Here is a 24958-nt window from a genome sequence, read left to right as displayed (position 1 = left end):
CGGTTGGAGTAAACCCTCGATCACATGCCTCCGCTCAAACAAGCCGAGCTGCGTCACGTCATCGACGTGATCCGGTCCTCTTTCGAGGTGGCGTTGGCATATCTGCACGGTGACGAGGACCTCCGCGACGGGTCGTGAGCGGCCTAAACGCCGCCGACCGGTCGGACGTCTGCTTTCAGGCATCCCGGTAATGTCCGCTGTTGGCGCATAGCCGCCATAACGACTGGACTTCGACCGGGCACCGAGCGGTAGTCGGTTTATGGAGCCCGACGACGACAACGCACTTTTCCATCCCCACGATGCGCTGGAGGCGAAGCTTGGCCTTGGCGTGCTGATGTCCTCGATCCTGGAGGGCGCGCATATTTTCTGCACTGACGTTGCACTGCTGAAGGCAGGAAGCGGCGGGGAGGGTGCTTCGATCCTATGCTGCAGATTTTGCGGCGTTGGCCGCAGCAATCGAGATCCTCGATAGACGCAGCAGGTCTGCCGTCAGTCGAACGTAACCAGGCTGGCCAAGGTGCGCCGAGACCGCAGGCGAGCTTGTCCAGGACAGTCACGGTCGGTTTGCGCACGCCGCGCTCCACGCCGGAGACGTAAGTCCGGAGGATGCCGGCTCGGTCGGCCGCCGCCGCTGCAGTCTGGACGCTAGTCTGGTGTTATGGGGTCTCCCACATTGACAATACGCCGCGAGCCTCAGGCCCGACAGCGGAGACCGCTAGCACGCCGGCCGTCTAGGCGGCTCTGGGCCTGTCGACCCGGCGCGGATCAAGCAGACGACGGCCACCGTTGCCGACCATCCAAGTGAGGAACTGGCTGACGCTGTCGACTTGGTCGTCGTGGCGGCCGTTCGGGAAGGCCATCATTTCGCGACGGAGGTCTTCAAGCCATGGCGCATCTCGAGCTAGGAGCGCCTTGCCGGCGTAGAGGGGATCGGAGGCAGCGGCGAACCGCTCTGCCTTGCCCAGCCGGGGCGAAGCGGCGAGACGGACGCACCAGGGGGCATGGTGCTCAGGCTCGCTTTGCCTGCGGGTGTCACGCGACAGGCTGTCCAGAATAGCACGCCCCACCCCGGCCTCCTCCGCGATGATAAGATCGGCCAGCCATCTGCTGCGCTCAAGGCGAACTCGGGCCAAGAGGTCGGAATAGGCTAGGCGGACCCGGATCAGGTCGAGCAGCTTCCAGGCCGTGCCGTCGTTGCCCCACACGGTGCCGACCGAATAATCGGCCGAAGGTGACACCGTGTCTGCTGTGTCCCAGCTGATGACCACTTTGTGCAGCAGCCGTCGGCCATCGCGGGTCCGATAGTCGATGGGATCGTCGTCATGGAACTGGAGCCGGTCCCAGCGGATGATGTCGCCGTCGGCGGGCGTGGGGTTCTGCTGGTACTGGGCTTCGAAGGCCCGCGAGCCCAAGCCGACCCGGATTTCATCCAGAACGGACAAGGGCTCGCGGTCGGGGTTCAGCACATCACCGATGCGGCGTGCGTGCGAGCGCCCCCGGGTGAGGGGGACGATCTCGTCGCGGACGGCGATGGCGGGCAGGTCTAGATGGCGATAGCCGCCCTTCGCGGTCAGGTGGGCCGAGACATCGTCTTCATGCAGGCGCTGCTGGATTGCGATCACCGCTCCGGTCGCCTTGTTGTTTAGGCGGGTGAAGAGCGATTCATCGACGAACCGCTGGGCCCTGGCCCTGGCCTCCGGGTAGGAGGCGTCCGCGGCCTTCATCAAGTCGTCGATGATGATCAGATCGGCACCGTAACCGGTGACGGTCGATCCCACGGCCGTGGCGAACCGGAAGCCGCTCTGGCGCGTCCTGACCTCGGTATCGGTATCCCGGACGATCGAGGTCGCTGTGACCGGGAATATCTGCTTGTACAAGGCCGAAGTGACCACCTTGCGGAAGTCGCGCGACAGGTTGGACGACAGCTCCTGGCCGTAGCTGGCGCAGATGATCTTGTAGGTCGGATCGCGACCCATCATCCAGGCCGTGAAAGCCACCGTCGTCGTGATCGACTTCAGGTGGCGGGGCGGCACGGTGATTTGCAGACGTCGGCTGGAGCCGTCGGAAACCTCGTTCAAGGCCTGGATCATGGCCGAGAGATACCAGCCTCTGGCCAGGGCCACGCCGGGGTTGAGGACAGCGAAGATCAGTTCGAGAAATACCCCGAAGTCGTTGCGAGCGCGAACAAAGAGGAGATCTTCGACGGGGATCGGGGGGGGCCTCACAGCCCTCCCTCCGCCGTATGATCCAGGACCAGCGCCTCGAAGATGGCGTTGTACTGGTCCGTGCTGAGTTCCGTCTTCTGCCCGTGCTCGACGCTTTCGGGCGGCGGGACGGCCTGCGCCATTGCTTTGACCAGGAAGGCCAAGGCCCGCAGGTCGCCCTTGGCAGCGTTATCGACCTGCTGGCGCACGGCCACTTCCGCTTTGGTTAGATGGACCCGACGCCCCTCTATCGTGACGGGGACACGGGCCTGCATGGCGTCGGACAGCAGGGTGTGCAGATTATGCGATCCCCTGGGCCGGCCCTTCGGGTTGCCGGACTGGCCGGTCTTGAACCGTGTGGCCTGGGGTGGTCGGCCGTAGCCGACATCGTAGTCATCAGACATGGGTCATCTCCCTTAGGCGGCCAGACGAGTGCGGACCCGCACCCGGGGGGCGGGCAGGGCGATGATGTCGGCGGATGGGGCCGCGACATCGGCCGTGGCTGTGGCTGGATTGGAATGCCTAGAGCGTTCAGCCTGCACCTGCCGAAACGTCTGACCCGTCGAAGCCAGACACGCCTCGCGGCCGGTGAACTCTTGCCAGCGCAGCACGCCAACATCCACGTATCGAGGATCGAGTTCGGTGGCGAAGCCACGGCGACCGACATTTTCGGCGGCGATGACGGTCGTGCCGCTGCCGCTGAATAGATCCAACACCGCATCGCCTTTTGCCGTGCAGTCCAGAATAGCATCGCGGACGAGCGCCAGCGGCTTGACGGTGGGATGCATCTCGCGCGCCTTTGCTTTGGCAGCACCGAAGCCGTTGACGCCCTCATAGGTCCAGACATTTGAGCGGTCGCGGCCATGCCTGCCCAGTTCGACGCGGTTCACATGCGACGCGCCGGGCTTTCTGAACAAGAAGATCAGTTCGTGGCGTGAGCGGTAGAAGCTGCCCATGCCCCCAGCCTTCTTGTCCCAGACGATCAGGTTGAGCCTGTCCAAACCGGCGGCCGACGCGGCATCGAGCGTATGCTCCATGTGGCGGTGGTCCATGCAGTAGTATAGCAGGCCGCCATCGACGAGGTTCTCGCGGGCCCGCATCATGACCTTGGTCGAGAAGGCGGTGAACTCGTCATCGGTCATCTCGCCCGACGCCATTACGAACTCGCCGTGCTTACCGCCGCTGGTCACGTGCCCGGCGATGGCGACGTTATAGGGAGGGTCGGTGAAGACGACCCGGACTTGTTCGCCGGTGAGCAGTTGCTCGAAGCTTGCAGGCTCGGTGGCGTCGGCGCAGAGCAGACGACTGTCACCCAACTGCCAGAGGTCGCCGACCCGACTAACGACCTGATCGGGCAGGGCAGGGATGGCGTTCTCGCTGCGGTCGCCGCTCTCGCCGCCAAAGACGATGCTGTCGATCTTCGCCGAGGAGAACCCGGTGAGTTCCAGGCTGAAGCTCAGGTCCATTCCAGAGAGCTCGTGCAGCTCGATCTTCAGTGTCTCGTTGTCCCAGCCCGCGAGCTGACCCAGTTGGTTCTCGGCGATGGCGAACACTCGCCGCTCGGCTTCGCTCAGATGGGTAACGCGAATGCAGGGAACCTCCACCATGCCGAGAAGGTGGGCGGCTTGAACGCGGCCCTTGCCGCAGATGATCATGTTGTCGGCACCGATCAGCACCGGGACTATGAAGCCGAACTGACGGATGCTCGCCGCCATGACCTCGAGATCCCGCTTTCTGCGTATGCGAAGTTGGCGGCCGCCAATGCAAAGAGTGGCGATCGGAAGGTCTTCGATTATCAACCGGAGCGCCGGCGGAATCTGTTGAGCGATGGTTTCGGGTGTGGCGTTATTCATGGGGCACTCCTTGCATGAGGGCGCAGGTTCGCGATCATGCGAACGGCTGACGCCTGGGTTTAGTCGGAGGCTTCCGATGCTGATCAGTGGCTCCACCACGCGCCGGCAACGTCGGACCTAGAGTTTGCTCGGTTTAGAACGCTTCAGCGTCAGGCCCTGGCATGGCCCACGGGTATCCCTCGGATCCCAACAACAACATCAAGCACAGCAAGAAGCCTACGGCTGAGAGAGAAGCTGGTGACTTTAATTCTCGACTTCAAGTTAAGGCGTTTCGCTGCAACACAGCACTGGACTGGCGCTCCATAGGAAGCCCTAGTGATCACGTTCCCGCCCGGCAGTCCGGGCTTGGCTCAGTAGGGCGCACCCCGCGCTCGTTGACCGAGGAACATTATCATGCCCCGCAAACTCAAGGCCGAAGCCGCCCCTGAAACGACAGCTCGCTCTCCGTCCAAGCTCGACCGCCTGGTCGCCATGCTTACCCGGGAGGAGGGGGCTGACATGCCCACCATGATCGAGGCCACCGGCTGGCAGGCTCATTCAATCCGCGGTGCCATGGCCAGCGCGCTGAAGAAGAAGGGCCACACCGTCTCCAGCGAGAAGGTCGGCGAGCGACGCGTTTGGCGCAGCAGCACTCCGACGCAGGAAGCTCAGTCGTGAGCGGCCTAAGCGAGACGCTTGCGCTCCTGGAGGGCATGGCCATTGATGATCTACGGGGCCTTTGGAGGGAGCGGCTCGGTGAGCCGCCCCCGGTCCGCTCTCCGGACGTTCTACGCCGGGCCCTGGCCGAGGCTCTGCAGATGAAGGCCGCTGGCCAAGGCGGTGTGAGTTCCGATCGCCGCCTGGCCAGTGCTGCGTCCCGGCACCGCATGGGCCATAAGCCCAAGGTGCGCGCCGCGTCCTTCAAGCCCGGCTCGACGCTCATTCGCGAATGGCAGGGTCGCCGCCACGAGGTCGAGGTCCTGCGTGACGGCTTTGTCTGGAACGGTGAGAAGCACGCTAGCCTATCGAAGGTCGCCCGGCTCATCACTGGCGTGCGCTGGAACGGCCCCCGCTTCTTTGGCCTGCGCGAGGTCGACGCCGCATGAGACCCGCCAGTCGTCCCCTCCGCTGCGCCATCTACACCCGTAAGAGCTCCGAGGAGGGTCTGGAGCAGGACTACAACTCGCTGCATGCGCAGCGTGACGCCTGCGCTGCCTATGTGCTGTCGCAAGCCGGGGAGGGGTGGACCCTCCTCCCTGAGGTGTATGATGACGGCGGGTTCAGCGGCGGCAACATGGAGCGACCGGCGCTCAAACGGCTGATGGCCGACGTGGCGTCGGGGCTGATTGATGTGGTGGTGGTCTACAAGGTCGACCGGCTCACTCGCGCACTACCCGACTTCTCCAGAATCGTGGATGTCCTGGATAAGGCTGGCTCCAGCTTCGTCAGCGTGACCCAGGCCTTCAACACCACGACGTCCATGGGACGGCTGACCCTCAACGTCCTGCTCTCATTCGCCCAGTTTGAGCGTGAGGTTACGGGAGAGCGCATCCGCGACAAGATCGCGGCCTCCAAGAAGCTGGGTATGTGGATGGGAGGCGGGGTACCACTTGGCTACGAGGCATCGGGCCGGACCCTGGTCATCAATCCTGTTGAGGCCGAGACCGTGCGCGGGATCTTCCGAAGCTATCTGGACACCGGCTCAGTCCACCAAGTCCAACAGGAACTGAACGACGCAGGTGTCGTATCCAGACGCCGAACGACCAAGGCCGGCGTCGAGAAGGGCGGCCAGCCCATGGATCGCGGCGCGCTGTTCCACATGTTGCGCAACTGCACGTACGTGGGCGAGATTCCTCACAAGACGACCAGCTACCCGGGCCAGCATCCCGCCATCATCGACCGCGAAACCTTCGACGCCGTTCAGGCCCGCCTTGACGACAACGACCGCAAGCAGCGGGTGCCGGGCGAGGCCCGCCGCCCGCACAAGGGCGCGCCCCTGATGGGACTGCTGTTTGATTCGGCTGTCAATCCGATGTCTCCGGTGAAGGCCGCCAAGCCCAACAAGCCCACCTACCACTACTATGTCTCGACAGCGGTCACGACCGGGCGGCCCGACCAGGCCGGCGCGGTTTCGCGGATCTCGGCACCTCTGCTCGAAGACATCGTGGCCCAGCGCCTTGGCGAACTGCGGATCATCGATACCAGCCCGGTTTCGCCCGACTGGGCAATTGCCCGGGACGTGATCGACCGTGTCGAGGTTGGCGCGGAGGCCGTGACCATCGTGTTCGACGAAGAGCGGCTGCAGATCGCAGCACGTGATCTAAAGCCCGAGAACCGGGTTGGCATTGACAGCTTGGAGCGACGAGGCGATCTGCCGATGACAGAGATCAAAGTCCGTCTTGTCCGCAGAGGCGGGACCATGGTCGCGGTCGGCCCCCAAGGCTCAGCCGCCGTCGCCTCCTCCCGGATCGACCGCGCCATGACCACCGCTCTGATCCGGGCCGAATCCTGGAAGCGGCGTCTCCTCGCTGGCGAGGTCGAGAACCTCAACGTCATCGCCGATGCCGAGGGCGTGTCGGATGCCTTTGTCCGCCGGATGATCCGACCGGCCTTCCTCGCGCCAGATCTGAAGGCTGAGATCCTTGATGGCCGTCAGCCGGTGGGCCTCACCCTGGAGGCGGTCACACGCTCGGACCTCCCCCTGGACTGGGTGGAGCAAAGGCGTCTTTACGCAGGATGATGCCGTCCCTGTTACGGCAGTGCGTTTCCCTGATCGCCTGAAATTATTCCCTGATACGTGAGGAAATTTTCCCTGTTCGTGTCACGGGAAATCCAAACGGCTCCGGCGCTCCGACCCAGTGGTGGCGGGCATTTGCGCGGTGTTAGGTTCGGTCGAGAATCACCGTGGGCATGCTTTTTCCCTGTACTTCCCTGCTATCAAGCATCCGCGCTCAGGCAGTCGAAAGCGACCCGCCACGCAGTCGGCGGAGACGGGGGCGGGTTATTCGCTGGATCAGGGGCACTTGAGGGGTCGCGGAGACCGGGCTTTGCGTCTCCGGTTCGGGACATGTCGCGGTAATGTCGGGGGTATTTCAGAGGTAACAGGGACCTGTCCGTTTCAGCACAGGACGGTGGCGGACAGGGTGGGATTCGAACCCACGGTAGGCTTTCACCTACGGCGGTTTTCAAGACCGCTGCCTTAAACCACTCGGCCACCTGTCCGTACGGCGAAGGCCATAGCAGCGGAGATCGCGTTAACCAAAACGGAAATCGTCGGCGCGATCATGCGGCCATGATCGCGCTGGCACATCCGCTGAGGCACTTTCGGCTGCTGGCCATCGCCGGCGCGATGAGCGGGCTGGCCGCCTGCGCCAGCGCGGGGGGAGGGGGACCTGCCGGAACCGGACGCGCGGCGATCCCGATCGTCACCGATCCCGCCCCGATCGTGTCGGGAACGATGCGACCGTATCAGATCCGCGGCCGATGGTACCGGCCCGAAGAGCAGCCCGGCTATGACCAGGTCGGCATGGCCTCCTGGTACGGCGACCAGTTCAACGGGCGGCCGACCTCGACCGGCGAGCGGTTCGACATGCACGCCCTGACCGCCGCTCACAAGACCCTGCCCCTGCCGGGACTGGTGGAGGTGACCAACCTGGCCAACGGTCGGACCATCGTCCTGCGGGTCAACGATCGCGGCCCCTTCGTCGACGACCGGATCATCGACCTGTCGCGGGGCGCGGCCGAGGCTCTGGATATGCTGCAACGGGGCGTGGGCGAGGTCCGGGTCCGTTATCTGGGTCGCGCGCCCCGGGTCGGCGGCGGCGCGGTCCTTCAGTATGCACAGGCCCGGCCGGAGCGCGCCGTCCCGGTGTCCGCGCCGCCCCCGCCGCCGTCCCCATCCGTGTCTCCGGGCAGGTTTTGGGTCGAGGTTGCCGCCTATCCGGCCCAGCCGGAGGCGCGCGCTGCGGCCGGACGGCTCGGACAGACGGCGCGGGTGCAGGCTGCGACCGACAACTCCATGTTCCGCGTGCTGCTGGGGCCCTGGCCCGACGCGAACGCCGCCGAACAGGCCCGGCAGGCCGCCGTCGCGCGCGGATTCGCCGACGCCCTGTTGATATCGGCGCGATAGGCCCAAAGCCCCCTTGGCCCGGGCGGCCCGGGTCGCCATGGTGCGCCGATGTCGCGAGGCCGTTTCATTACATTCGAAGGCGGGGAGGGGACCGGAAAGTCCACCCAGGTCGCCCTTCTGGTCGATCGTCTCGGCGCACGGGGCCGCGACGTGATTCGGACGCGCGAACCGGGCGGGTCGCCGGGCGGCGAGGCCATCCGCAGTCTGGTCGTCTCCGGAAGCGCGGATCGCTGGTCGGCGCGCACCGAACTGCTGCTGATGTTCGCGGCCCGCTCCGATCATCTGGAGCGGACCATCCGTCCGGCTCTGGAGGCTGGCCAGTGGGTCGTCTGCGACCGGTTCGCCGACTCCAGCCGCGCCTACCAGGGCCTCGCGGGCGGCGCGGAGACCGCCTTCGTCGAGGCGCTGGACGCCCATGTCGTCGGGACGAACCAGCCCGATCTGACCCTGATCTTCGACCTGCCGGCCGAGGTCGGTCTGGAGCGCGCCTTGGCACGGGCACAGGGCGACACCCGCTTCGAATCCAAGGGCCTCGCCTTTCATCAGAATCTCAGACGCGCCTTCCAGACGATCGCCCGGGCCCATCCGGAGCGTTGCCGTCTCATCGACGCGACGGGGTCGATCGATGACGTGCAGGCGCGGGTCTGGGCGGCCGTCGAGCCGGTGCTGGAATGACCGGCGCCCCCCGCGACCGTTTCGACCTGGTCCCGTCTTTGGACGCCGAGCTGGCGTTCCTCGACGCCCTGGATCGCGGTCGCCTTCACCATGCCTGGCTGCTGTGCGGGCCGGAGGGCCTGGGCAAGGCGACCTTCGCCTATCGGGCGGCACGGCGACTCCTCGGGGCCCAGCCCGACGCGACGCGCGGCCCTCTGGGTGCCTCGCCCGGCGATCCCGTCAGCCAGCTGATTTCCGCCCAGTCGCATCCCGATCTGCTGGTGCTGGAGCGTCTTTCGGAAGGCGGCAAGGTCAAGAAATCCATCTCCGTGGATCAGGCGCGGGACCTGCCGGAGTTCTTCTCGAAGAGCCCGTCGCAGGCCGCCTATCGGGTCGCGATCGTGGATGCGGCCGACGACCTGAATCCCAACGCTGCCAATGCCTTGCTCAAGACTCTGGAGGAGCCACCCGAACGTGGTGTGCTCTTCCTGATCACCCATGCGCCGGGCCGGCTGCTGGCGACGATCCGGTCGCGGTGCCGCCGTCTGGCTTTCGCGCCGTGGGACGAGGCGGCCGTGGCGGCCCTGGTCGCGCGCCAGACGGATCTGGAGGGCGACGAGGCGGCACGGATCGCGGGGATGGCGCGAGGATCGCCGGGCGCGGCCCTGTCGCTGGCGACCGAGGCCAATCTGGCGCTCGACCGGCTGGCCCGCCGCTGGGTCGAGGACCCCGCGCTGGACCGCGCCGAACAGATGGCCATGTCCGACACCTTTCGCGGGGCGGACGGGCAGGCGCGTTTCGAGGCCCTGATGGATCGCCTGACCGCGGCCGTGAAGGCCCGATCGCTTCAGACAGGCGACGGTGCCGCCTGGGCCGATCTGTGGACGCGGCTGAGCGACCTGCCGGACCGCACGGCCGCCGTGAACCTCGACCGGGCCGACGTCCTGTCGGGGGCCCTGGCCGACCTGGCGCGGGTGAAGGCGCGGACCGGAGGATGACGTCGCCATGCTGATCGACAGCCACGTCAACCTGCACGCCGCCCAGTTCGACGAGGATCGCGACGCCGTGATCGACCGCGCGCGCGCCGCCGGGGTCGGCCTGATGGTCGAGATCTCGGACTCGCTGGCCACGTTCGAGGCGACGCACGGCCTGGCCATGGCGCACCCGGACATCTGGTGCACCGTCGGGGCCCACCCGCACGAGGCGCGCCACCACCTCGAGATGACCGCCGACGACCTTGTCGCCCTCGCCGGGCGCCCCCGGGTCGTGGGGATCGGCGAATGCGGCCTGGATTTCCACTACGACCTGAGCCCGCGCGATCAGCAAGAGGCGGTCTTTCGCCGGCACGTCGCCGCCGCGCGCCGGACCGGACTGCCGCTGGTCGTCCATACGCGCGAGGCCGACGACCGGATGGCGGCGATCCTGGCGGAGGAGCAGGGGGAGGGGCCGTTCCGGTTCCTGATGCACTGCTACACCAGCGGTCCCGATCTCGCTGAAAAGGCTTCGGAAATGGGCGCGTGGTTCTCCGTATCAGGCATCGCCACCTTCAAGGCCGCCGAGGACGTCCGGGCGGTCATCCGGACCATGCCGGGCGACCGGATCATCGTCGAGACCGACTGCCCCTATCTGGCGCCGGTCCCGCACCGGGGGCGGCGCAACGAGCCCGCCTATGTCGGCCATGTGCTGCAGACCCTGGCGGACATCCGGGGCTGGACGCGGGAGGAGGCCGAGACGCGCACGACCGACGCCTTCTTCAACCTGTTCGACCGAATCCCGAGGCCGGCATGAGCGCGCTCGAGTTCACCATCCTCGGCTGCGGGTCGTCCGGCGGCGTGCCGCGCGGCGACGGTGACTGGGGCAGTTGCGATCCCGCGGAACCGAAGAACCGGCGGACCCGATGCTCGATGCTGGCGCGGCGGCGCGGCCCGGAGGGCGAGACCAGCGTGCTGATCGACACCTCGCCGGACCTGCGCCAGCAGATGCTGGCCGCCGGGGCGACCCGGGTCGACGCCGTCCTGATCACCCACGATCACGCGGACCAGACCCATGGCATCGACGACCTGCGCGTCTTCGCGCTCAGGCGTCGCCAGCGCATACCGGCCTGGATGGATGCCGCCACCAAGGCGGCCCTGACGCATCGGTTCGACTACATCTTCGAGATGAAACAGGGTTATCCGGCCATCCTCGAGGCGCAGGACCTGCCGGCGCACGGCGTCGACTGGCAGATCGACGGGCCCGGAGGAGCCGTGCCGGTCGTGACTTTCGACCAGGGCCACGGACCGATCCGGTCGGTCGGCTACCGGCTGGGGGGTCTCAGCTATTCCAGCGACGTCGATGCGCTGGACGAGGACGCGCTGCGGGCCGTTCGGGGATCCGAGGTCTGGATCGTCGATGCCTTGCGCTGGACGCGTCATCCGACGCACGCCCACGTCGATCAGGCGCTGGAGTGGATCGCGGCCGCCGACGTGGGCAAGGCGATCCTCACGAACCTGCATATCGATCTGGATTTCAACGCATTGCGCCGTTTTGTTCCTGCCAACGTCGAGATCGCGATCGATGGCTGGACCGGTGTTGCCGGGCTCTGACTGACATAGAATTTCGCATAATATATCTTAGGCGACAAGAGGAACCACCCCCATGGCGGGTCTCAAGGACAAGCGCGGCTTCATCGACAAGGACCGTCTGGACCTCTCCGAGCGTCAGGCCGTCGAATACTGGATGAAGCGCTGGGGCGTCACCCGCGACCAGATCACCGCCGCCCACCGCAAGGCCGGCCGCATGGTCAAGGACATCGCCGCCGAGCTCGGCAAGAAGCGCTAGCGCGCGACGACGGCGCGCCAGCAGATCAGGTCGCCGTCCTCCGCGTCCGTACGCACGCCGACCCGGACGAAGCCGTTTCTTTCGAGCACCCGGTGCGACGCCGGATTGTCGACGGCGGTCTCTGCCGTGACGCCGGTCAGATCCGGACGCGTCCCGGCCCATTCCAGGACCTCACCCACCGCGCGCGTGGCCGCGCCGCGCCCCTGTCGACTGGAGGCGACGCCGTAGCCGATACTGATCGAGCCGTCCCCGGAGGGCTCCGAGACGATCGAGCACAGGCCGACGATTTCATCCCCGTCGACGATCCACCATGCCGCCGGATCGCAGTGCGGGCGGACCCGCGCCGCGACGCCGCGCAGCATGTCCAGGACCGGGTCCGGCGCGATGCCGCCCTCTGCGACGGCTCTGCCCTGGACGCGACCGGCCGCGAGCAGGTCCGCGAAATCGGCGTCCCCGGCAGCGAGGATCGTCAAAGGTGGATGGTGCGCCCGTAGGCGTCCAGCGCGGCCTCGTGCATGGCCTCGGACATGGTCGGGTGCGGATAGACGATGCCGTGGATGTCCTCCTCGGTCGCTTCCATGGCGATGGCGGTGACATAGCCCTGGATCATCTCGGTGACCTCGTGGCCGATCATGTGGGCGCCGATCAGGGCCCCGGTCTTCGTGTCGAAGATGACCTTGACGAAACCGTCGGTGTCGCCCGCCGCCACGGCCTTGCCGTTCACCCGGAACGGGAACCGGCCGATCTTCACGTCGCGTTTGGCCTCGCGGGCCCCCTGCTCCGTGATCCCGACGGACGCGACCTGCGGCTGGGCATAGGTGCATCCCGCGATCGGCGAGACGACGTTGGGGCTCTTGTAGCCGGCGATGTATTCGGCCGCGTGAATGCCTTCGTGGCTGGCCTTGTGCGCCAGCCAGGGCGCGCCGGCGCAGTCGCCGATGGCATAGAGCCCCTTCACGTTCGTGGCGCAGTGGCCGTCGATGGTGATGTGGCCGCGGTCCATGTTGACGCCCAGCGCCTCCAGGCCGATGCCGTCGGTGTTGGCGGTGATGCCGACCGCCGAGATACAGACCTCGGCCTCCAGCGTCTCGGCCTTGCCGCCGGCCTCGATCGCGACCTGAACCCCCTTCCCGCCCTTGGACACCCTGGTGACCTTGCAGCCGGTGCGGAACTTCATGCCGCGCTTCTCGAAGGACTTCTGGGCCGCCTTGGAGACCTCTTCATCCTCCACCGGCATGATACGATCGACCGCCTCCACTACGGTAACTTCCGCGCCCAAGGCACGGTAGAAGCTGCCGAATTCAATGCCGATGGCACCCGATCCGATCACCACGATGGAGGCCGGCATGGTCTTGGGGGCCATGGCCTCGCGATAGGCCCAGATCCGGTCGCCGTCGGCTTCCAGCCCGATCTGGGGGATGGCCTTGGCGCGAGCGCCGACGGCCAGGATCACGGCCCTGGCCTCGAGCGTACGCGAGCCTCCAGCTTTCAGGGCGATGACGACCTTGGGAGCCGCCGTGCCCTTTTCCAGCCTGGCCGTGCCCTCGATCACCTCGATCTTGTTCTTCTTCATCAGGAAGGTGACGCCCTTGTTCATCGTCGCCGCCACGCCGCGCGAACGCTGGATGATGGCGCCGAAGTCGAACGTCGCGCCCGAGGCGGACAGGCCGTAGTCGTCCAGATGGCTGAGACTCTCGAACTTCTCGCCGGACTTCAGCAGCGCCTTGGTGGGGATACAGCCCCAGTTCAGGCAGATCCCGCCCAGGCTCTCACGCTCGATGATGGCGACCTTCTGGCCCAGCTGGCTGGCGCGGATCGCGGCAACATATCCACCCGGGCCGGAGCCGATGACGATAAGATCGAAGTCGGCCAAGTCTGAGCCTCCGTGAAATCAATGGGGTCTTGTAGCGGCCCGGGCCTTGAGCCGAAAGCTCCGCGTCCGGCTCCGTAACCACCCGTGACCGGCGTCAGACCGCCTCGATCCATGCGATCAGGGCCGGCCAGTCGGTCACGGTCGCCAGGATGGCCACCGCGGCGGGCATGAGCGCCAGCACGACATAGAGGCTGAGGTGGACGATCCCTCGCCAGAGCGCCTGCACAGGAGCCACCGCATAGTAGCGGGCGGCCGCGATCGTGAAATAGGCCAGGTAGGGCACCACCAGCCAGGCTGCCGACAGATTGGCGCCGGCGGCATTGATGCCCGCCAGTCCCATGGCCAGCAGGAAGCCGACGGCATGGGCCCACATGGCGAAGATGACGTGCTCCAGGAACAGCCGACGACGTCCGAAGAACGGCATCAGGAACACGGCATAGACGGGCATCAGCAGCCAGAGGACGTTCGGCAGCCAGCCCGACAGTCGGGCCGCCCAGTCCGCCTGCTCGGCATTCAGGACCAGTTCGTAGCGCATGCTGGCCCGGGTCGGTTCGTCGGAGGCCGCGCGGGCCGCGGCCTGGATCGCGGAGGTGACCTCGGGGTCGATGGCGGGCTCGATCTTGGGCTGCAGCCAGCGCTCGCCGTCCGTCGCCCCCTGAACCTTCACCTCCATCGATACGGGGTCGTAGAAGGCCGGGCCGACCTGCCCGCCCCGATCGACCTTCCACACATACTGGACCAGCGTCGTGTCGCTGAAGTTGAGCACCGACAGGAACAGGGCGGTCGAGGCGACGAACAGTTTCAGCGGCGTGACGTAGAGCGAGCCCGCGCCGCTGCGATAGGCCTCCAGCAGTCGGCCAGGACGGACGGCCAGAACCGCGAGCGTCCGCGCCAGCTTGCCGTCGATCGGGCTGTAGGAGGTCGCGACCTCCACCACCATGGCGCGCAGCGGAACCGGCCTGGCCCGGCTGTCCTGCCCACAGGCGTGACACCAGCGCCCGGTCAGAGGCGTTTCACAGGCCGCGCAGACCGCGCCGGCCGTCGTGGTCTCTGTCATCCCCGCCCCGAATCGTCAGCCAGCCGGGGACATCCTACGTGCCCGGGCAGGGCTCAGAGAAGCTTCTCGATATCGGGCGCGATGGCCGCGGGCTCGACCTGCGGCGCATAGCGGGCGACCACCCTGCCCTCCCGGTCGGTCAGGAATTTGGTGAAGTTCCACTTGATGTCGCGGCTGCCGAGGAAGCCCTTCTTCTGCCCGGTCAGCCAGGCATAGAGCGGGTGCCGGTTCGGCCCGTTGACCTCGATCTTGTCGAACAGGGGGAAGTCGACGTCGAAGGTGGCGCTGCAGAACGACGCGATCTCGGCCGCCTTGCCCGGTTCCTGTCCGCCGAACTGGTTGCAGGGAAAACCCAGCACCTCGAACGGCTGGTCGGCGAAGCGCCGGTGCAGGGTTTCGAGGCCGGCGTACTGGCCGGTGAAACCGCATTTGGACGCCGTGTTGACGATCAGCAGCGCCTTGCCGCGAAACCCGTCCAGCGGCACCTCGGTCCCGTCGATGCCGGTCGCGGTGAAGTCATAGACGGTGCTCATCGCGTGCGCCTCAGGCCAGCATGGTGACAGGGTCTTCGATCAGCGGCTTGAAGGCCTGCAGGAACCGCGCGCCCGTCGCCCCGTCCACCACCCGGTGATCGCAGGTCAGGGTCACGGTCATCACGGTCGCCACGGCCAGCTGGCCGTTCTTCACCACAGGCCGTTGTTCGCCGGCCCCGACGCTCATGATCGCGCCCTGGGGCTCGTTGATGATCGAGCTGAAGGCCTTGATGCCGAACATGCCCAGGTTGGACACGCTGAAGGTGCCGCCCTGGAATTCCTCGGGCTTCAGCTTCTTGTCGCGGGCGCGCTTGGCCAGATCCTTCGATTCGACAGCGATCTGCGACAGGGACTTGGTCTCGGCCTTGAAGATGATCGGGGTGATCAGGCCGCCGTCGATCGCCACCGCCATCGCCACGTCGGCGTTGTGGTGCATCGCGATGCCCTCGGGCGAATAGCTGGCGTTGGCCTCGGGCACGAGCTTCAGCGCCATGGCCGCGGCCTTGATGACGAAGTCGTTGACCGAGACCTTGACGCCGGACTTCTCCAGCATCGCATTGACCTTGGCCCGGGCGGCCAGCAGTGCGTCGATCTCGACGTCGATGAACAGCGGGAAGTGCGGCACGTTCTGGATCGAGCCGACCATGCGCCGGGCGATCGCCTTGCGCATACCGTCCAGCGGGATGAGATCGTAGCTGCCGTCGGGGATGCCCATGTCGGCCAGCGACTGGACCTTGCGGGCCTCGATGCCGGAAGCGGCGGTCGTGGCGGGCGCTGCGGCCGGCCGCGCGCCGCCCTTGGCAGCAGCCTCGACGTCGGCCTTGACGATCCGGCCGTGGGGGCCGGTGCCCTTCAGGGTCGACAGGTCCAGTCCGGCGTCCTTGGCCAGCCGACGCGCGAGCGGCGACGAGAAGACGCGGGCCCCGGTCGAGGCGGCCGTGCCGGAGGTTTTGGGCAGGACGGCTTCGGCGGACTTGATCCCGTCGGGCGTCGCCACCGCATCGCCGCTCTCGTGACCTGCGGGCGCGGGCGCAGCCTTCGGCGCCTCGGCTTTCGCGGGTTCAGCGGCCTTGGGTGCCGGGGCGGCGGAACCGCCCTCCTCCGCCAGACGGGCGATCGGCGTATTGACCTTCACGCCCTCGGAGCCTTCGGCCACCAGGATGTCGGTGATCGTGCCTTCGTCGACGGCCTCGACCTCCATGGTCGCCTTGTCGGTCTCGATCTCGGCGATGACGTCGCCGGCCTTGACCGTGTCGCCGACCTTGACGTGCCATTTGGCCAGGACGCCCTCTTCCATCGTGGGCGACAGGGCGGGCATCAGGATATCGGTCATGCCATCACCGCCTTGACGGCCTTCACGATCTTGTCGACGCCGGGCAGCGACAGGATCTCAAGGTTGGCGGCATACGGCAGCGGCACATCCTCCTGGTGCACCCGCAGGGGCGGCGCATCCAGATAGTCGAAGGCGTGTTCGATGACCCGGGCCACGACCTCGGCGCCGACGCCCATCGGACCCCAGCCTTCTTCGGCCGAGACCAGGCGGCTGGTCTTCTTGACGCTCTCGACGATGGTCTCGTGGTCCAGCGGACGCAGGGTGCGCAGATCGATCACCTCGACCGAGATGCCCTCGGCTTCCAGCTGCTCGGCGGCCTGAAGCGCGAACCCGACCATGCGGGCGTGGGCCGTGATGGTGACGTCGGTGCCCTCGCGGCGGACCTTGGCCTTGCCGATGGGGACCAGATAGTCCTCGACGTCCGGCACATCGAACTCGATGCCGTACATCATCTCGTGCTCGAGGAAGACGACGGGGTTGGGGTCGCGGATGGCGGACTTCAGCAGGCCCTTGGCGTCGGCGGCGTCATACGGGGCGACGACCTTCAGGCCGGGCACCTGGGCATACCAGGCCGAATAGTCCTGGCTGTGCTGGGCGCCGACGCGGCTGGCCGCGCCGTTCGGACCGCGGAACACAATGGGCGCGCGGATCTGGCCGCCGGACATGTACAGCGTCTTCGCGGCCGAGTTGATGATGTGGTCGATCGCCTGCATGGCGAAGTTGAAGGTCATGAACTCGACGATCGGCTTCAGCCCCGCCATGGCGGCCCCGACGCCCAGGCCGGCGAAGCCGTGCTCGGTGATCGGGGTGTCGACCACGCGGCGGTCGCCGAACTCCTGCAGCAGCTCGCGGCTGACCTTGTAGGCCCCCTGGTACTGGGCCACTTCCTCGCCGATCAGGAACACGTTCTCGTCGCGACGCATCTCCTCGGCCATGGCGTCGCGCAGGGCGTCGCGGACCGTCGTCTTGACCAGTTTGGCGTCGGCGGGGATCTCGGGATCCTTCAAGGCCGGCTTCGGCGTCGGCGTGCCGGCCTCGGCCGGGGCCTTCTCCGGATCACCCGTCGTCGAAGTCTTCGGAGTCTCTGCCGGAGGCGTCGAATTCTCCGCCGCAGGCGTCGTCGAATTCACCGCGCCCTCTTCCCCCGCCATACGGGCGATCGGCGTGTTGACCTTCACGTTCTCGGAGCCCTCGGCCACGAGGATTTCGGCGATCTCGCCCTCGTCCACGGCCTCGACCTCCATGGTCGCCTTGTCGGTCTCGATCTCGGCGATCACGTCGCCCGCCTTGACCGTATCGCCCGCTTTCACGTGCCATTTGGTCAGGGTGCCCTCTTCCATCGTGGGCGACAGCGCCGGCATCAGGATGTCGGTCACGCGGCGGTCTCCACTTGGGGGGTCTCGAGATAGACGTCGGTATAGAGCTCGGACGGATCCGGCTCGGGGCTTTCCTGGGCGAACTGGACGGCCTCGGCGACGATGGCCTTCACCTCGGCGTCGATGGCCTTGATCTCGTCCTCGGTGGCCTTGGCCTGGTCCAGCAGCATCTTGACGTGGTCGATGGGGTCACGGGTCTTCTTGACCTCGTCCACCTCTTCCTTGGTGCGGTACTTCGCGGGATCGGACATCGAGTGGCCGCGATAGCGATAGGTCTTCACCTCAAGAATGAAGGGCCCCTCGCCGGCCCGGGCGCGCTTGACCGCCCGCTCGACCGCGTCCTTGACCGCCAGCACGTCCATGCCGTCGACCAGCTCGCCGGGGATGCCGAAGCTGGCCCCGCGATGCGCCAGGTCGGTCGTCGACGACGAGCGCTCGATGCTCGTGCCCATGGCGTACTGGTTGTTCTCGATGATGTAGATGGCCGGCAGCTTCCAAAGCTGGGCCATGTTGAAGCTCTCGTAGACCTGGCCCTGGTTGGCCGCGCCGTCGCCGAAATAGATGAACGCGACCGAATCATCGCCCCGGTACTTGCCTGCGAAGGCCAGCCCGGTGCCGAGCGCCACCTGGGCGCCCACGATGCCGTGGCCGCCGTAGAAGCCGGTCGGCACGTCGAACATGTGCATCGAGCCGCCCTTGCCCTTGGACGACCCACCGGAGCGCCCGGTCAGCTCGGCCATGACCTCTTTCGGGTCCATGCCCGCGGCCAGCATGTGGCCGTGGTCGCGGTAGCCGGTGATGATCTTGTCGTGGCCCTGCTTGACGCTGGCCTGCACGCCCACGGCGACGGCTTCCTGACCAATGTACAGGTGGCAGAACCCGCCGATCAAACCCATGCCGTAGAGCTGCCCTGCCCGCTCCTCGAAGCGGCGGATCAGGACCATCTCGCGATAGAAGGCGAGCAGCTCCTCCTTGGTCGCGGTGGGAACGTTCGGGATCTTGGCCGAGGCCTTTGATTCCGTGGTCTTCTGGGCGGCTCTCGCCATCCGGCATCTCCCGGGTATGAGCTCCCGGGCGATACGCGCCGCCGGAGCCTCTTCTCGTTACGGAAAGCGGCTGTAGCAGCCTTCGTTCCCCAAAGGCAAAGCGCTCAGGCTCCGCTGTAACAAGAGTTCAGGAAGGGGTCACGGCCGTGGTTCGCGCAGGAGCCGCTGCAACGCGGATCACATAGTCGCGCGGGTCCGAAAAACCGAGCACCGCGCTGGCGCGTTCCTCGAGCAGGTCGCGGGACAGGCTGCCGGTGCGAAGGTAGCGCACGCGCACTTCGAGATCGGCGCGCTGTTCGGCCAGGGCCGCCAGCTGGGCCTCGCGCGCGTCGAGACGGGCGTCGCGGGCCGCGCCACTCAGCAGACCCCTCTCCCCCGTCAGAGCCTGGACGCCGAGGTAGCCGATCAGCAGCAGCAGGAAGGCGGACAGGGCGTAGGGTTTCATCCGTTCGAGCATCACGAACGCTCCTTCTGAGCGTGGACAACAGTTGCTCGTGTGTGACCGAAAATGCCTAACAAACCCTAGCTTGGCCGTAGGTCCTCGCGCGAAATCCGGCGTGTGGATCAGGAAATCGGCACGGCCGTGGTGGGTGCCTCAACAATCGCGCCATCCCAGACCCCGGGATCGCGCCCTCCCCCGAACCGGATGAGCGCGGCGATCCGCTTTTCGATCGGGGGATGGGTGGCGAACAGGGCATCGGTGAACCCTTCGCGCTCGTTATCGAGGAACATGCCCTGAACGTCGTCCGGCGCCTGCAGCTTGGAGCGGCCCGACACCTTGCGCAGGGCCGAGATCATGGCGTCGGGGTTCTTGGTCAGCTCGACCGAGCCGGCGTCGGCGACGAACTCGCGAGTGCGCGACAGCATCATCCGGATGACGATGGCGAAGACATAACCGACGGCGGCGATCAGGAACCCGATCAGGATCAGCGGCCCGGCGTTCTTGTTGTCCTTGCCGCTGCGCAGATAGAACAGGCCCCGGAATACCAGCTGGCAGACCACGCTGATGATGCCCGCGAAGATCGAGGCGATGATCATGGTGCGCACGTCCTTGTTGATGACGTGGGTCAGTTCGTGGGCGAGCACGGCATCCATCTCGTCGCGGTCCAGGGCGGCGATCAGGCCCCGCGTCACGGTCACGCTGTAGTGGCCCTCGCGGATGCCGGAAGCGAAGGCGTTCAGGCTGTCGCTGTCGATGATGCGTAGCGTCGGCGTCTGCAGGCCGCGCGAGATCGCCAGATTTTCCAGCAGGTTGTAAAGCTGCGGCTCGTCCCGGCGCTCGACCTTTCGAGCCCCCGTCATCACGTCGATCATGGCCTGGTTGCCGAACCAGGCGATGGCGAACCAGACCAGGGCGACCACGACGGCCAGGGGGATCGTGCCCGCCAGCATCGATACGGCCAGGCCGATGTCCTGCCCCAGCGTCCCGCCTGAGTTGGGCAGGAAGCCGAACCCCATCAGGACCAACTCCAGCCCGAACAGGACGAGAGTCAGCATGACCGGAAACCCGATCAGCAGAAGGGTCGAACGGGTGTTGTTCGCCCAGATGTGGGTCTGCAGCCCGACGGCGGCCATGGGGACCTAGAACTTCACCGAGGGCGGTGCGGCGGTCATGGCCGCGCGGTCGACGGCGTCGACAGCGAAGAACGGTTTCTCGGTCCCGAAACCGAACATCCCGGCGAACAGGACGGTCGGGAACTGGGCCCGCACGGCGTTGAACTCTGCCACGGCATTGTTGAAGAAGCGGCGCGCGGCGGCCAGCTTGTTCTCGATGTCGCTGAGCTCGCGCTGCAGCTCGAGGAAGTTGGTGTTGGCCTTCAGGTCGGGATAGGCCTCGGCCACCGCGAACAGCTTGCCCAGCGCGCCCGTCAGCATGTTGTCGGCGTTGACCTTCTGGTCGACCGTCGTGGCCCCGGCGGCGGCGGCGCGGGCCTGGGTCACCGCGTTCAGCGTGCCCTGTTCGTGCGCGGCATAGCCCTTCACGGTCTCGACCAGGTTGGGGATCAGGTCGTTCCGCTGTTTCAGCTGCACGTCGATGTCGGCGAACGACTGGTCAGCCTTCTGATCCAGCGCGACCAGTTTGTTGTACGCGCCCATGACCACGAAGATCAGGACGACGACGATGACGGCGATGATGATGAGCGTGATCATGATGGCTCCCCCGGTGTGACGCTGATTATCGCCCGACCATCGGTCGACGGATAGTGAAATCGCGGAAACGTCAGGTCCCGGCGGTCAGCGGAACTTGCGCAGACCCCGGGGGCCCATCCGCCCGGCCCCGGCCCGCTTGCCGAGCCAGTCCTTCCAGTCCGGCCAGTTGCGACGCCGCCCGCCGCCATCGACCCACTCCGGCCCGTGCGCGCCGTCGAACAGGGCGATGTCGGTCAGCCCGCCCTGCTTGAACGATTGCAGCTTCACACCCTTGCCCCGACCCATCTCCGGCAGCTCGTCGGCCTTAAAGATCAGGGTCTTGAGGTTTTCGCCGATCGTGACGACGTGATCGCCGGTCACGCGGATCGCCGCGAGAAGGTCGCCGTTCAGGACCTGCTTGCCGCCCCGCTTCTGGGCCAGCAGCTCGTCTTCCGGCGCGATGAAGCCATAGCCGGCCTTGGACGCGATCAACAGTTTCGCGCCCGGCTGATGCGCCAGAACGGCGACAATTCCGGCGCTCTCCTCCAGTTCGACCATCAGCCGCAAGGGCTCGCCATGCCCGCGCCCGGAGGCCAGCTTGTCGGCGCCGACGGTGAAGACGCGTCCGTCCGAGGCCGCGACCAGCAGCTTGTCGGTCGTGAAGGCGGGCACCAGGAAGCCCAGGGCGTCGCCTTCCTTGAACTTCAGTTCCGACGGATCCTCCACCTTGCCCTTCACCGCGCGGATCCAGCCGCGCTCGGACAGGATCACGGTGATGGCCTCGCGCGGGATGAAGGCCTCGGCCGGGACGAAGGCGGAGGCGTCGACGGCCTCGGCGATCGTGGTGCGGCGCGGCGAGATCAGGGCCTTGCGCGTCGCCGCCAGTTCCTGGCCGATCTTCTTCCACTGCTTGGCCGGCGAGGATGTCAGTGACTGCAGCGACGCAAGCTCCTCAGACAGGGCCTTGTATTCGTTCTCGATCGTCATTTCCTCGATCCGCGCCAGCTGACGCAGGCGGGTGTCGAGGATGAAGTCCGCCTGGGTTTCCGACAGGCCGAAACGGGCGATCAGGACGGCCTTGGGCTGTTCCTCCTCGCGCACGATGCGGATGACCTCGTCCAGGTTCAGGAAGACGATCCGCAGGCCTTCCAGCAGGTGCAGCCGCTTCTCGACCCGTTCGATCCGCCAGGCCGAGCGACGATTCAGCACCTCGCGCCGGTGATCGAGGAAAGCCTGGAGGCAGGCCTTCAGCCCCATCACGCGCGGCGTGCCTGTGGCGTCCAGAACGTTCATGTTGATCGGAAAGCGCACCTCGAGATCCGAAAGCCGGAACAGGCTCTCCATCAGGCTGTCGGCGTCGATATTGCGGCTCTTGGGGTCGATGACGACACGGATGTCCTCCGCCGACTCGTCGCGGACGTCACCCAGCAGCGGGGCCTTCTTCTGTTCGATCAGTTCGGCCAGGGCCTCGATCAGCTTGGACTTCTGGACCTGGTACGGCACCTCGGTGATGACGATCTGGTAGCCACCGCGTTCCAGAGGCTCGCGCTCCCAGCGGGCACGTAGCCGGACCCCGCCGCGGCCTGTCTCATAGGCGTCCAGGATGGAGGCGTGCCCCTCCACGGCCACGCCGCCTGTGGGGAAGTCCGGGCCGGGGACGATCTCCGCCAGCTCCGCCGTGGTCGTCTCGGGCCTGTCGAGCAGGGCCAGACAGGCGTCGATCAGTTCGCCGACGTTGTGCGGCGGGATCGAGGTCGCCATGCCCACGGCGATACCCGACGATCCATTCGCCAGCAGGTTCGGGAAGCCCGCCGGAAGGACGGTCGGCTCTTCATCCTGATCGTCATAGGTGGGACGGAAGTCCACGGAATCCTGATCGATTCCCTCCATCAGAAGGACTGATGCGGCCGTCAGCTTGCACTCGGTGTAGCGCATGGCCGCGGCGTTATCGCCGTCGATGTTGCCGAAATTGCCCTGCCCGTCGACCAACGGGTAGCGCTGCGCGAAGTCCTGCGCCAGGCGGACCAGAGCGTCATAGATGGAGGCGTCGCCGTGCGGGTGATAGCCGCCCATCACCTCGCCCACGACCTTGGCGCACTTCCGCGCCGCCGCCTGCGGGTTCAGCCGCATCTGGTGCATGGCGTACAGGATGCGGCGGTGGACCGGCTTGAACCCGTCGCGCACGTCCGGCAGCGCCCGATTGGTGATGGTCGACAGGGCATAGGCCAGGTAGCGGCGGCTCAGCGCCTCGCCCATCGGCTCATCGACGATGCGGCCACCTTCGGGCGGAGGGGTGTGGATGGTCATGCAGGCTCGAATCACTCAGGCGAAGGCCCAAGTCTAGTCTCACCCCGCCAGAACGCTCTCGATTCCCGCCAGCAGGCTCGCGGCCGTGATCGGTTTGGGGACGTGAAGGTCGGCGCCGGCGGCCCTGGCCTCATCCCTGTGCTCGGCCATGGCGTTGGCGCTGAGCATGAGGATGGGGGTGCGCAGGTTCGTCTTGGCTTCGTGCGATCGGATGGCGCGGGTCGCTGTCAGCCCGTCCATGCCGGGCATCTGCATGTCCATCAGAATGACATCGAAGGTGCCCTGGGTGGCGGCGGCCAGGGCCTGTGCCCCGTCGCCGACGATGACGAGGTCGGCACCGATCCCGTCCAGGATCAGTTGGACCACCCGCTGGTTGGTCGGGTGATCTTCGGCCAGCAGGACGCGCAGGGGGCGGTCGGTGGCCCGGCTGCCGATGACGCCGGCCCCCTGCGCGGGGTCGGACGGGGCCTGTTGGTCGACACGGGGCAGCGGCAGTGTGATGCAGAACCGGCTGCCGACGCCCGGCTCGGAACTCGCATCGATCTCGCCGCCCATCAGTTGCATCAGCGAACGACAGATCGACAGGCCCAGGCCAGTGCCTCCGAAGCGGCGCGTAATGGTGCTGTCCGCCTGGTTGAAACGACCGAACAGCAGCGCAGCCTGTTCCTCGTCGAACCCGACGCCCGTATCCTGGATGGTCAGCGACAGGAACGTCTGATCCTCGGCGTCCTCGGTGACCCATGCCGTGAGCACGACGCTGCCTTCGGCCGTGAACTTCACGGCGTTCGACAGGAGGTTGGTCAGGACCTGTTTCAACCGGGTGCTGTCGCCCAGGAAGGTCCCGCTGACCTCCGGAGCGATATCGACCAGAAAGGCCAGGCCCTTGTCCGCCGCCTTGGCGCGCATGACGTCGATCGGCCCCCGCAGGGCGTCCTCGAGGTCGAAGGCATGGAGTTCCAGATCCAGCTTTCCGGCCTCGATCTTGGAGACGTCGAGGATGTCCGACACCAGGCGCTCCAGCGTCGTGCCCGAATCGCGGATCAGATCGACCATCTCGGCCTGGGCAGGCTCCAATCCCGTCCGCGACAGGGCGTCGACGATGCCGATCACCCCGTTCAGGGGCGTGCGGATCTCGTGGCTCATATTGGCGAGGAAGTCGGACTTCGCCCGGTTGGCCGCTTCAGCGGCGGCGCGGGCGGCCAGCAGCTCGGCCTCGGCCGCCACCCGCTCGGTGACGTCGCGAGCGGCGCCATAGATGTGCTGCCCACGCCGCTGTGCACGCCATTCGAGGGTGAGGTAGTGACCATTCTTGTGGCGATAGCGGTTGATCTGGCCGCGCACCGGATCGCCGGCGCGGCGGGTCTCCACCTCGCGGACGCTGTCCCATGTGGCTTGGAGATCGTCGGGATGGACGAGGCCCAGCAGCGGGCGACCTTCGATCTCGGACGGTCGATAGCCGAGGATGGCCGTCCAGGACGGGCTGACCTTCACGACGATGCCGCGCAGGTCCCGGATGACCAGAAGATCCAGCGAGACGTCGAAGAAGCTGTCGATGTCGCCGCCCTGCCCGCCGGTCGACGTATCCCCTCCATCGGTGACCAACGGTATCATCATCTCGCACCCACGCCTGACAGGGGACCGATGTACACAACCGGACATTAAGC

Annotated in this window: 24 protein-coding genes, 1 tRNA gene and 1 pseudogene; 9 read left to right on the top strand and 17 right to left on the bottom strand. The window is 66.6% G+C overall.

Going from position 1 to position 24958, the window contains the following annotated elements:
* Nucleotides 1–257: 257 nt before the first annotated feature.
* From BRESU_RS17800 to BRESU_RS09930, 4 genes and pseudogenes are all read right to left on the bottom strand, one after another.
* Nucleotides 258–620, bottom strand: a pseudogene (locus BRESU_RS17800) (helix-turn-helix domain-containing protein); the annotation flags it as partial.
* A gap of 111 nt (nt 621–731) precedes the next feature.
* The gene (locus BRESU_RS09940; RefSeq protein WP_156796141.1) at nt 732–2123 is read right to left on the bottom strand and encodes a phage terminase large subunit family protein; all 1392 of its coding nucleotides are present in this window, start codon (nt 2121–2123) and stop codon (nt 732–734) included.
* Nucleotides 2124–2221: 98 nt separating this feature from the next.
* Complete coding sequence (locus tag BRESU_RS09935) at nt 2222–2608, bottom strand: DUF5681 domain-containing protein (RefSeq protein ID WP_013269412.1); 387 nt, start codon at nt 2606–2608, stop codon at nt 2222–2224.
* Between the two features lie 12 nt (nt 2609–2620).
* Nucleotides 2621–4057 carry a site-specific DNA-methyltransferase gene (locus tag BRESU_RS09930; RefSeq protein ID WP_013269411.1) on the bottom strand — a complete coding sequence of 479 codons (1437 nt, stop codon included), beginning with the start codon at nt 4055–4057 and terminating at the stop codon, nt 2621–2623.
* A 393-nt stretch (nt 4058–4450) separates the two neighbouring features.
* Between BRESU_RS09930 and BRESU_RS09925 the strand changes: the two genes are divergently transcribed.
* The 3 genes from BRESU_RS09925 to BRESU_RS09915 are packed head-to-tail and all read left to right on the top strand — an operon-like array spanning nt 4451 to nt 6776.
* A complete protein-coding gene (locus BRESU_RS09925) occupies nt 4451–4714 on the top strand; it encodes a DUF3489 domain-containing protein (RefSeq protein ID WP_013269410.1) in 264 nt (87 codons plus the stop codon).
* Nucleotides 4711–5142 carry a DUF2924 domain-containing protein gene (locus tag BRESU_RS09920; RefSeq protein ID WP_041761522.1) on the top strand — a complete coding sequence of 144 codons (432 nt, stop codon included), beginning with the start codon at nt 4711–4713 and terminating at the stop codon, nt 5140–5142. The genes BRESU_RS09925 and BRESU_RS09920 overlap by 4 nt, the downstream gene beginning before the upstream one ends.
* Nucleotides 5139–6776, top strand: a complete 1638-nt coding sequence (locus BRESU_RS09915) for a recombinase family protein (RefSeq protein ID WP_013269408.1) — start codon at nt 5139–5141, stop codon at nt 6774–6776. Before BRESU_RS09920 ends, BRESU_RS09915 begins: the two co-directional genes overlap by 4 nt.
* A 392-nt stretch (nt 6777–7168) precedes the next feature.
* On the opposite strand, the gene BRESU_RS09910 is transcribed toward BRESU_RS09915, so the two are convergent.
* Nucleotides 7169–7258, bottom strand: a tRNA-Ser gene (locus tag BRESU_RS09910).
* Between the two features lie 70 nt (nt 7259–7328).
* Here BRESU_RS09910 and BRESU_RS09905 point away from each other — a divergent pair.
* From BRESU_RS09905 to BRESU_RS09880, 6 genes are read left to right on the top strand one after another with little or no spacing between them, the layout of a single operon-like run.
* Nucleotides 7329–8165, top strand: a complete 837-nt coding sequence (locus tag BRESU_RS09905) for a septal ring lytic transglycosylase RlpA family protein (RefSeq protein ID WP_013269407.1) — start codon at nt 7329–7331, stop codon at nt 8163–8165.
* A 48-nt stretch (nt 8166–8213) separates the two neighbouring features.
* On the top strand, nt 8214–8840 hold the full coding sequence (gene tmk / locus BRESU_RS09900) for a dTMP kinase (RefSeq protein WP_013269406.1): 627 nt from the start codon (nt 8214–8216) through the stop codon (nt 8838–8840).
* Nucleotides 8837–9817, top strand: coding sequence for a DNA polymerase III subunit delta' (locus BRESU_RS09895; protein WP_013269405.1), 981 nt, complete (start codon nt 8837–8839; stop codon nt 9815–9817). Before tmk ends, BRESU_RS09895 begins: the two co-directional genes overlap by 4 nt.
* A 7-nt stretch (nt 9818–9824) precedes the next feature.
* Complete coding sequence (locus BRESU_RS09890) at nt 9825–10607, top strand: TatD family hydrolase (RefSeq protein ID WP_013269404.1); 783 nt, start codon at nt 9825–9827, stop codon at nt 10605–10607.
* On the top strand, nt 10604–11404 hold the full coding sequence (locus BRESU_RS09885; protein ID WP_013269403.1) for an MBL fold metallo-hydrolase: 801 nt from the start codon (nt 10604–10606) through the stop codon (nt 11402–11404). The genes BRESU_RS09890 and BRESU_RS09885 overlap by 4 nt, the downstream gene beginning before the upstream one ends.
* Before the next feature lie 52 nt (nt 11405–11456).
* The gene (locus BRESU_RS09880; protein WP_013269402.1) at nt 11457–11639 is read left to right on the top strand and encodes a DUF3606 domain-containing protein; all 183 of its coding nucleotides are present in this window, start codon (nt 11457–11459) and stop codon (nt 11637–11639) included.
* Here BRESU_RS09880 and BRESU_RS09875 read toward each other — a convergent pair.
* From BRESU_RS09875 to BRESU_RS09820, 12 genes are all read right to left on the bottom strand, one after another.
* Nucleotides 11636–12112: a GNAT family N-acetyltransferase gene (locus BRESU_RS09875; protein ID WP_013269401.1), complete on the bottom strand. Its 477-nt coding sequence runs from the start codon at nt 12110–12112 to the stop codon at nt 11636–11638. The genes BRESU_RS09880 and BRESU_RS09875 overlap by 4 nt on opposite strands.
* Nucleotides 12109–13512: a dihydrolipoyl dehydrogenase gene (gene lpdA, locus BRESU_RS09870; RefSeq protein WP_013269400.1), complete on the bottom strand. Its 1404-nt coding sequence runs from the start codon at nt 13510–13512 to the stop codon at nt 12109–12111. Before lpdA ends, BRESU_RS09875 begins: the two co-directional genes overlap by 4 nt.
* 94 nt (nt 13513–13606) lie before the next feature.
* Nucleotides 13607–14569 (bottom strand): DUF3667 domain-containing protein, encoded by a 963-nt coding sequence (locus BRESU_RS09865; RefSeq protein WP_013269399.1) that lies wholly within the window; start codon nt 14567–14569, stop codon nt 13607–13609.
* A 53-nt stretch (nt 14570–14622) separates the two neighbouring features.
* Nucleotides 14623–15102, bottom strand: coding sequence for a glutathione peroxidase (locus BRESU_RS09860; RefSeq protein WP_013269398.1), 480 nt, complete (start codon nt 15100–15102; stop codon nt 14623–14625).
* Nucleotides 15103–15112: 10 nt separating this feature from the next.
* Nucleotides 15113–16435, bottom strand: a complete 1323-nt coding sequence (locus BRESU_RS09855) for a pyruvate dehydrogenase complex dihydrolipoamide acetyltransferase (protein ID WP_013269397.1) — start codon at nt 16433–16435, stop codon at nt 15113–15115.
* On the bottom strand, nt 16432–17811 hold the full coding sequence (locus BRESU_RS09850) for a pyruvate dehydrogenase complex E1 component subunit beta (protein WP_013269396.1): 1380 nt from the start codon (nt 17809–17811) through the stop codon (nt 16432–16434). Before BRESU_RS09850 ends, BRESU_RS09855 begins: the two co-directional genes overlap by 4 nt.
* Nucleotides 17808–18857, bottom strand: coding sequence for a pyruvate dehydrogenase (acetyl-transferring) E1 component subunit alpha (pdhA, locus tag BRESU_RS09845; RefSeq protein ID WP_013269395.1), 1050 nt, complete (start codon nt 18855–18857; stop codon nt 17808–17810). Before pdhA ends, BRESU_RS09850 begins: the two co-directional genes overlap by 4 nt.
* Before the next feature lie 127 nt (nt 18858–18984).
* Nucleotides 18985–19314, bottom strand: a complete 330-nt coding sequence (locus BRESU_RS09840) for an FtsB family cell division protein (RefSeq protein WP_013269394.1) — start codon at nt 19312–19314, stop codon at nt 18985–18987.
* Nucleotides 19315–19421: 107 nt separating this feature from the next.
* Nucleotides 19422–20432: a M48 family metallopeptidase gene (locus tag BRESU_RS09835; RefSeq protein WP_013269393.1), complete on the bottom strand. Its 1011-nt coding sequence runs from the start codon at nt 20430–20432 to the stop codon at nt 19422–19424.
* A 6-nt stretch (nt 20433–20438) separates the two neighbouring features.
* A complete protein-coding gene (locus BRESU_RS09830; protein WP_013269392.1) occupies nt 20439–21008 on the bottom strand; it encodes a LemA family protein in 570 nt (189 codons plus the stop codon).
* A gap of 84 nt (nt 21009–21092) precedes the next feature.
* Nucleotides 21093–23294: a DNA topoisomerase IV subunit A gene (gene parC / locus BRESU_RS09825; RefSeq protein WP_013269391.1), complete on the bottom strand. Its 2202-nt coding sequence runs from the start codon at nt 23292–23294 to the stop codon at nt 21093–21095.
* Nucleotides 23295–23333: 39 nt separating this feature from the next.
* Nucleotides 23334–24905 (bottom strand): ATP-binding protein, encoded by a 1572-nt coding sequence (locus tag BRESU_RS09820; protein ID WP_156796290.1) that lies wholly within the window; start codon nt 24903–24905, stop codon nt 23334–23336.
* Nucleotides 24906–24958: the final 53 nt, after the last annotated feature.

Origin of the sequence: Brevundimonas subvibrioides ATCC 15264, from assembly GCF_000144605.1 — a bacterium.
Lineage (GTDB): Bacteria > Pseudomonadota > Alphaproteobacteria > Caulobacterales > Caulobacteraceae > Brevundimonas > Brevundimonas subvibrioides.
The sequence above is the reverse complement of the archived record's forward strand: the minus strand, read 5'-3'. Positions and strand labels throughout refer to the sequence as shown.

Excerpts from the sequence above, each read along its gene's own strand:
- tmk (WP_013269406.1), top strand. The coding sequence starts at position 8,214 with ATGTCGCGAGGCCGTTTCATTACATTCGAAGGCGGGGAGGGGACCGGA.
- BRESU_RS09880 (WP_013269402.1), top strand. The coding sequence starts at position 11,457 with ATGGCGGGTCTCAAGGACAAGCGCGGCTTCATCGACAAGGACCGTCTG.
- BRESU_RS09895 (WP_013269405.1), top strand. The coding sequence starts at position 8,837 with ATGACCGGCGCCCCCCGCGACCGTTTCGACCTGGTCCCGTCTTTGGAC.
- BRESU_RS09830 (WP_013269392.1), bottom strand. The coding sequence starts at position 21,008 with ATGATCACGCTCATCATCATCGCCGTCATCGTCGTCGTCCTGATCTTC.
- BRESU_RS09865 (WP_013269399.1), bottom strand. The coding sequence starts at position 14,569 with ATGACAGAGACCACGACGGCCGGCGCGGTCTGCGCGGCCTGTGAAACG.
- pdhA (WP_013269395.1), bottom strand. The coding sequence starts at position 18,857 with ATGGCGAGAGCCGCCCAGAAGACCACGGAATCAAAGGCCTCGGCCAAG.
- parC (WP_013269391.1), bottom strand. The coding sequence starts at position 23,294 with ATGACCATCCACACCCCTCCGCCCGAAGGTGGCCGCATCGTCGATGAG.
- BRESU_RS09915 (WP_013269408.1), top strand. The coding sequence starts at position 5,139 with ATGAGACCCGCCAGTCGTCCCCTCCGCTGCGCCATCTACACCCGTAAG.
- BRESU_RS09905 (WP_013269407.1), top strand. The coding sequence starts at position 7,329 with ATGATCGCGCTGGCACATCCGCTGAGGCACTTTCGGCTGCTGGCCATC.
- BRESU_RS09935 (WP_013269412.1), bottom strand. The coding sequence starts at position 2,608 with ATGTCTGATGACTACGATGTCGGCTACGGCCGACCACCCCAGGCCACA.
- BRESU_RS09835 (WP_013269393.1), bottom strand. The coding sequence starts at position 20,432 with ATGGCCGCCGTCGGGCTGCAGACCCACATCTGGGCGAACAACACCCGT.
- BRESU_RS09840 (WP_013269394.1), bottom strand. The coding sequence starts at position 19,314 with ATGCTCGAACGGATGAAACCCTACGCCCTGTCCGCCTTCCTGCTGCTG.
- BRESU_RS09925 (WP_013269410.1), top strand. The coding sequence starts at position 4,451 with ATGCCCCGCAAACTCAAGGCCGAAGCCGCCCCTGAAACGACAGCTCGC.
- BRESU_RS09820 (WP_156796290.1), bottom strand. The coding sequence starts at position 24,905 with ATGATACCGTTGGTCACCGATGGAGGGGATACGTCGACCGGCGGGCAG.
- BRESU_RS09930 (WP_013269411.1), bottom strand. The coding sequence starts at position 4,057 with ATGAATAACGCCACACCCGAAACCATCGCTCAACAGATTCCGCCGGCG.
- BRESU_RS09890 (WP_013269404.1), top strand. The coding sequence starts at position 9,825 with ATGCTGATCGACAGCCACGTCAACCTGCACGCCGCCCAGTTCGACGAG.
- BRESU_RS09885 (WP_013269403.1), top strand. The coding sequence starts at position 10,604 with ATGAGCGCGCTCGAGTTCACCATCCTCGGCTGCGGGTCGTCCGGCGGC.
- BRESU_RS09860 (WP_013269398.1), bottom strand. The coding sequence starts at position 15,102 with ATGAGCACCGTCTATGACTTCACCGCGACCGGCATCGACGGGACCGAG.
- BRESU_RS09855 (WP_013269397.1), bottom strand. The coding sequence starts at position 16,435 with ATGACCGATATCCTGATGCCCGCCCTGTCGCCCACGATGGAAGAGGGC.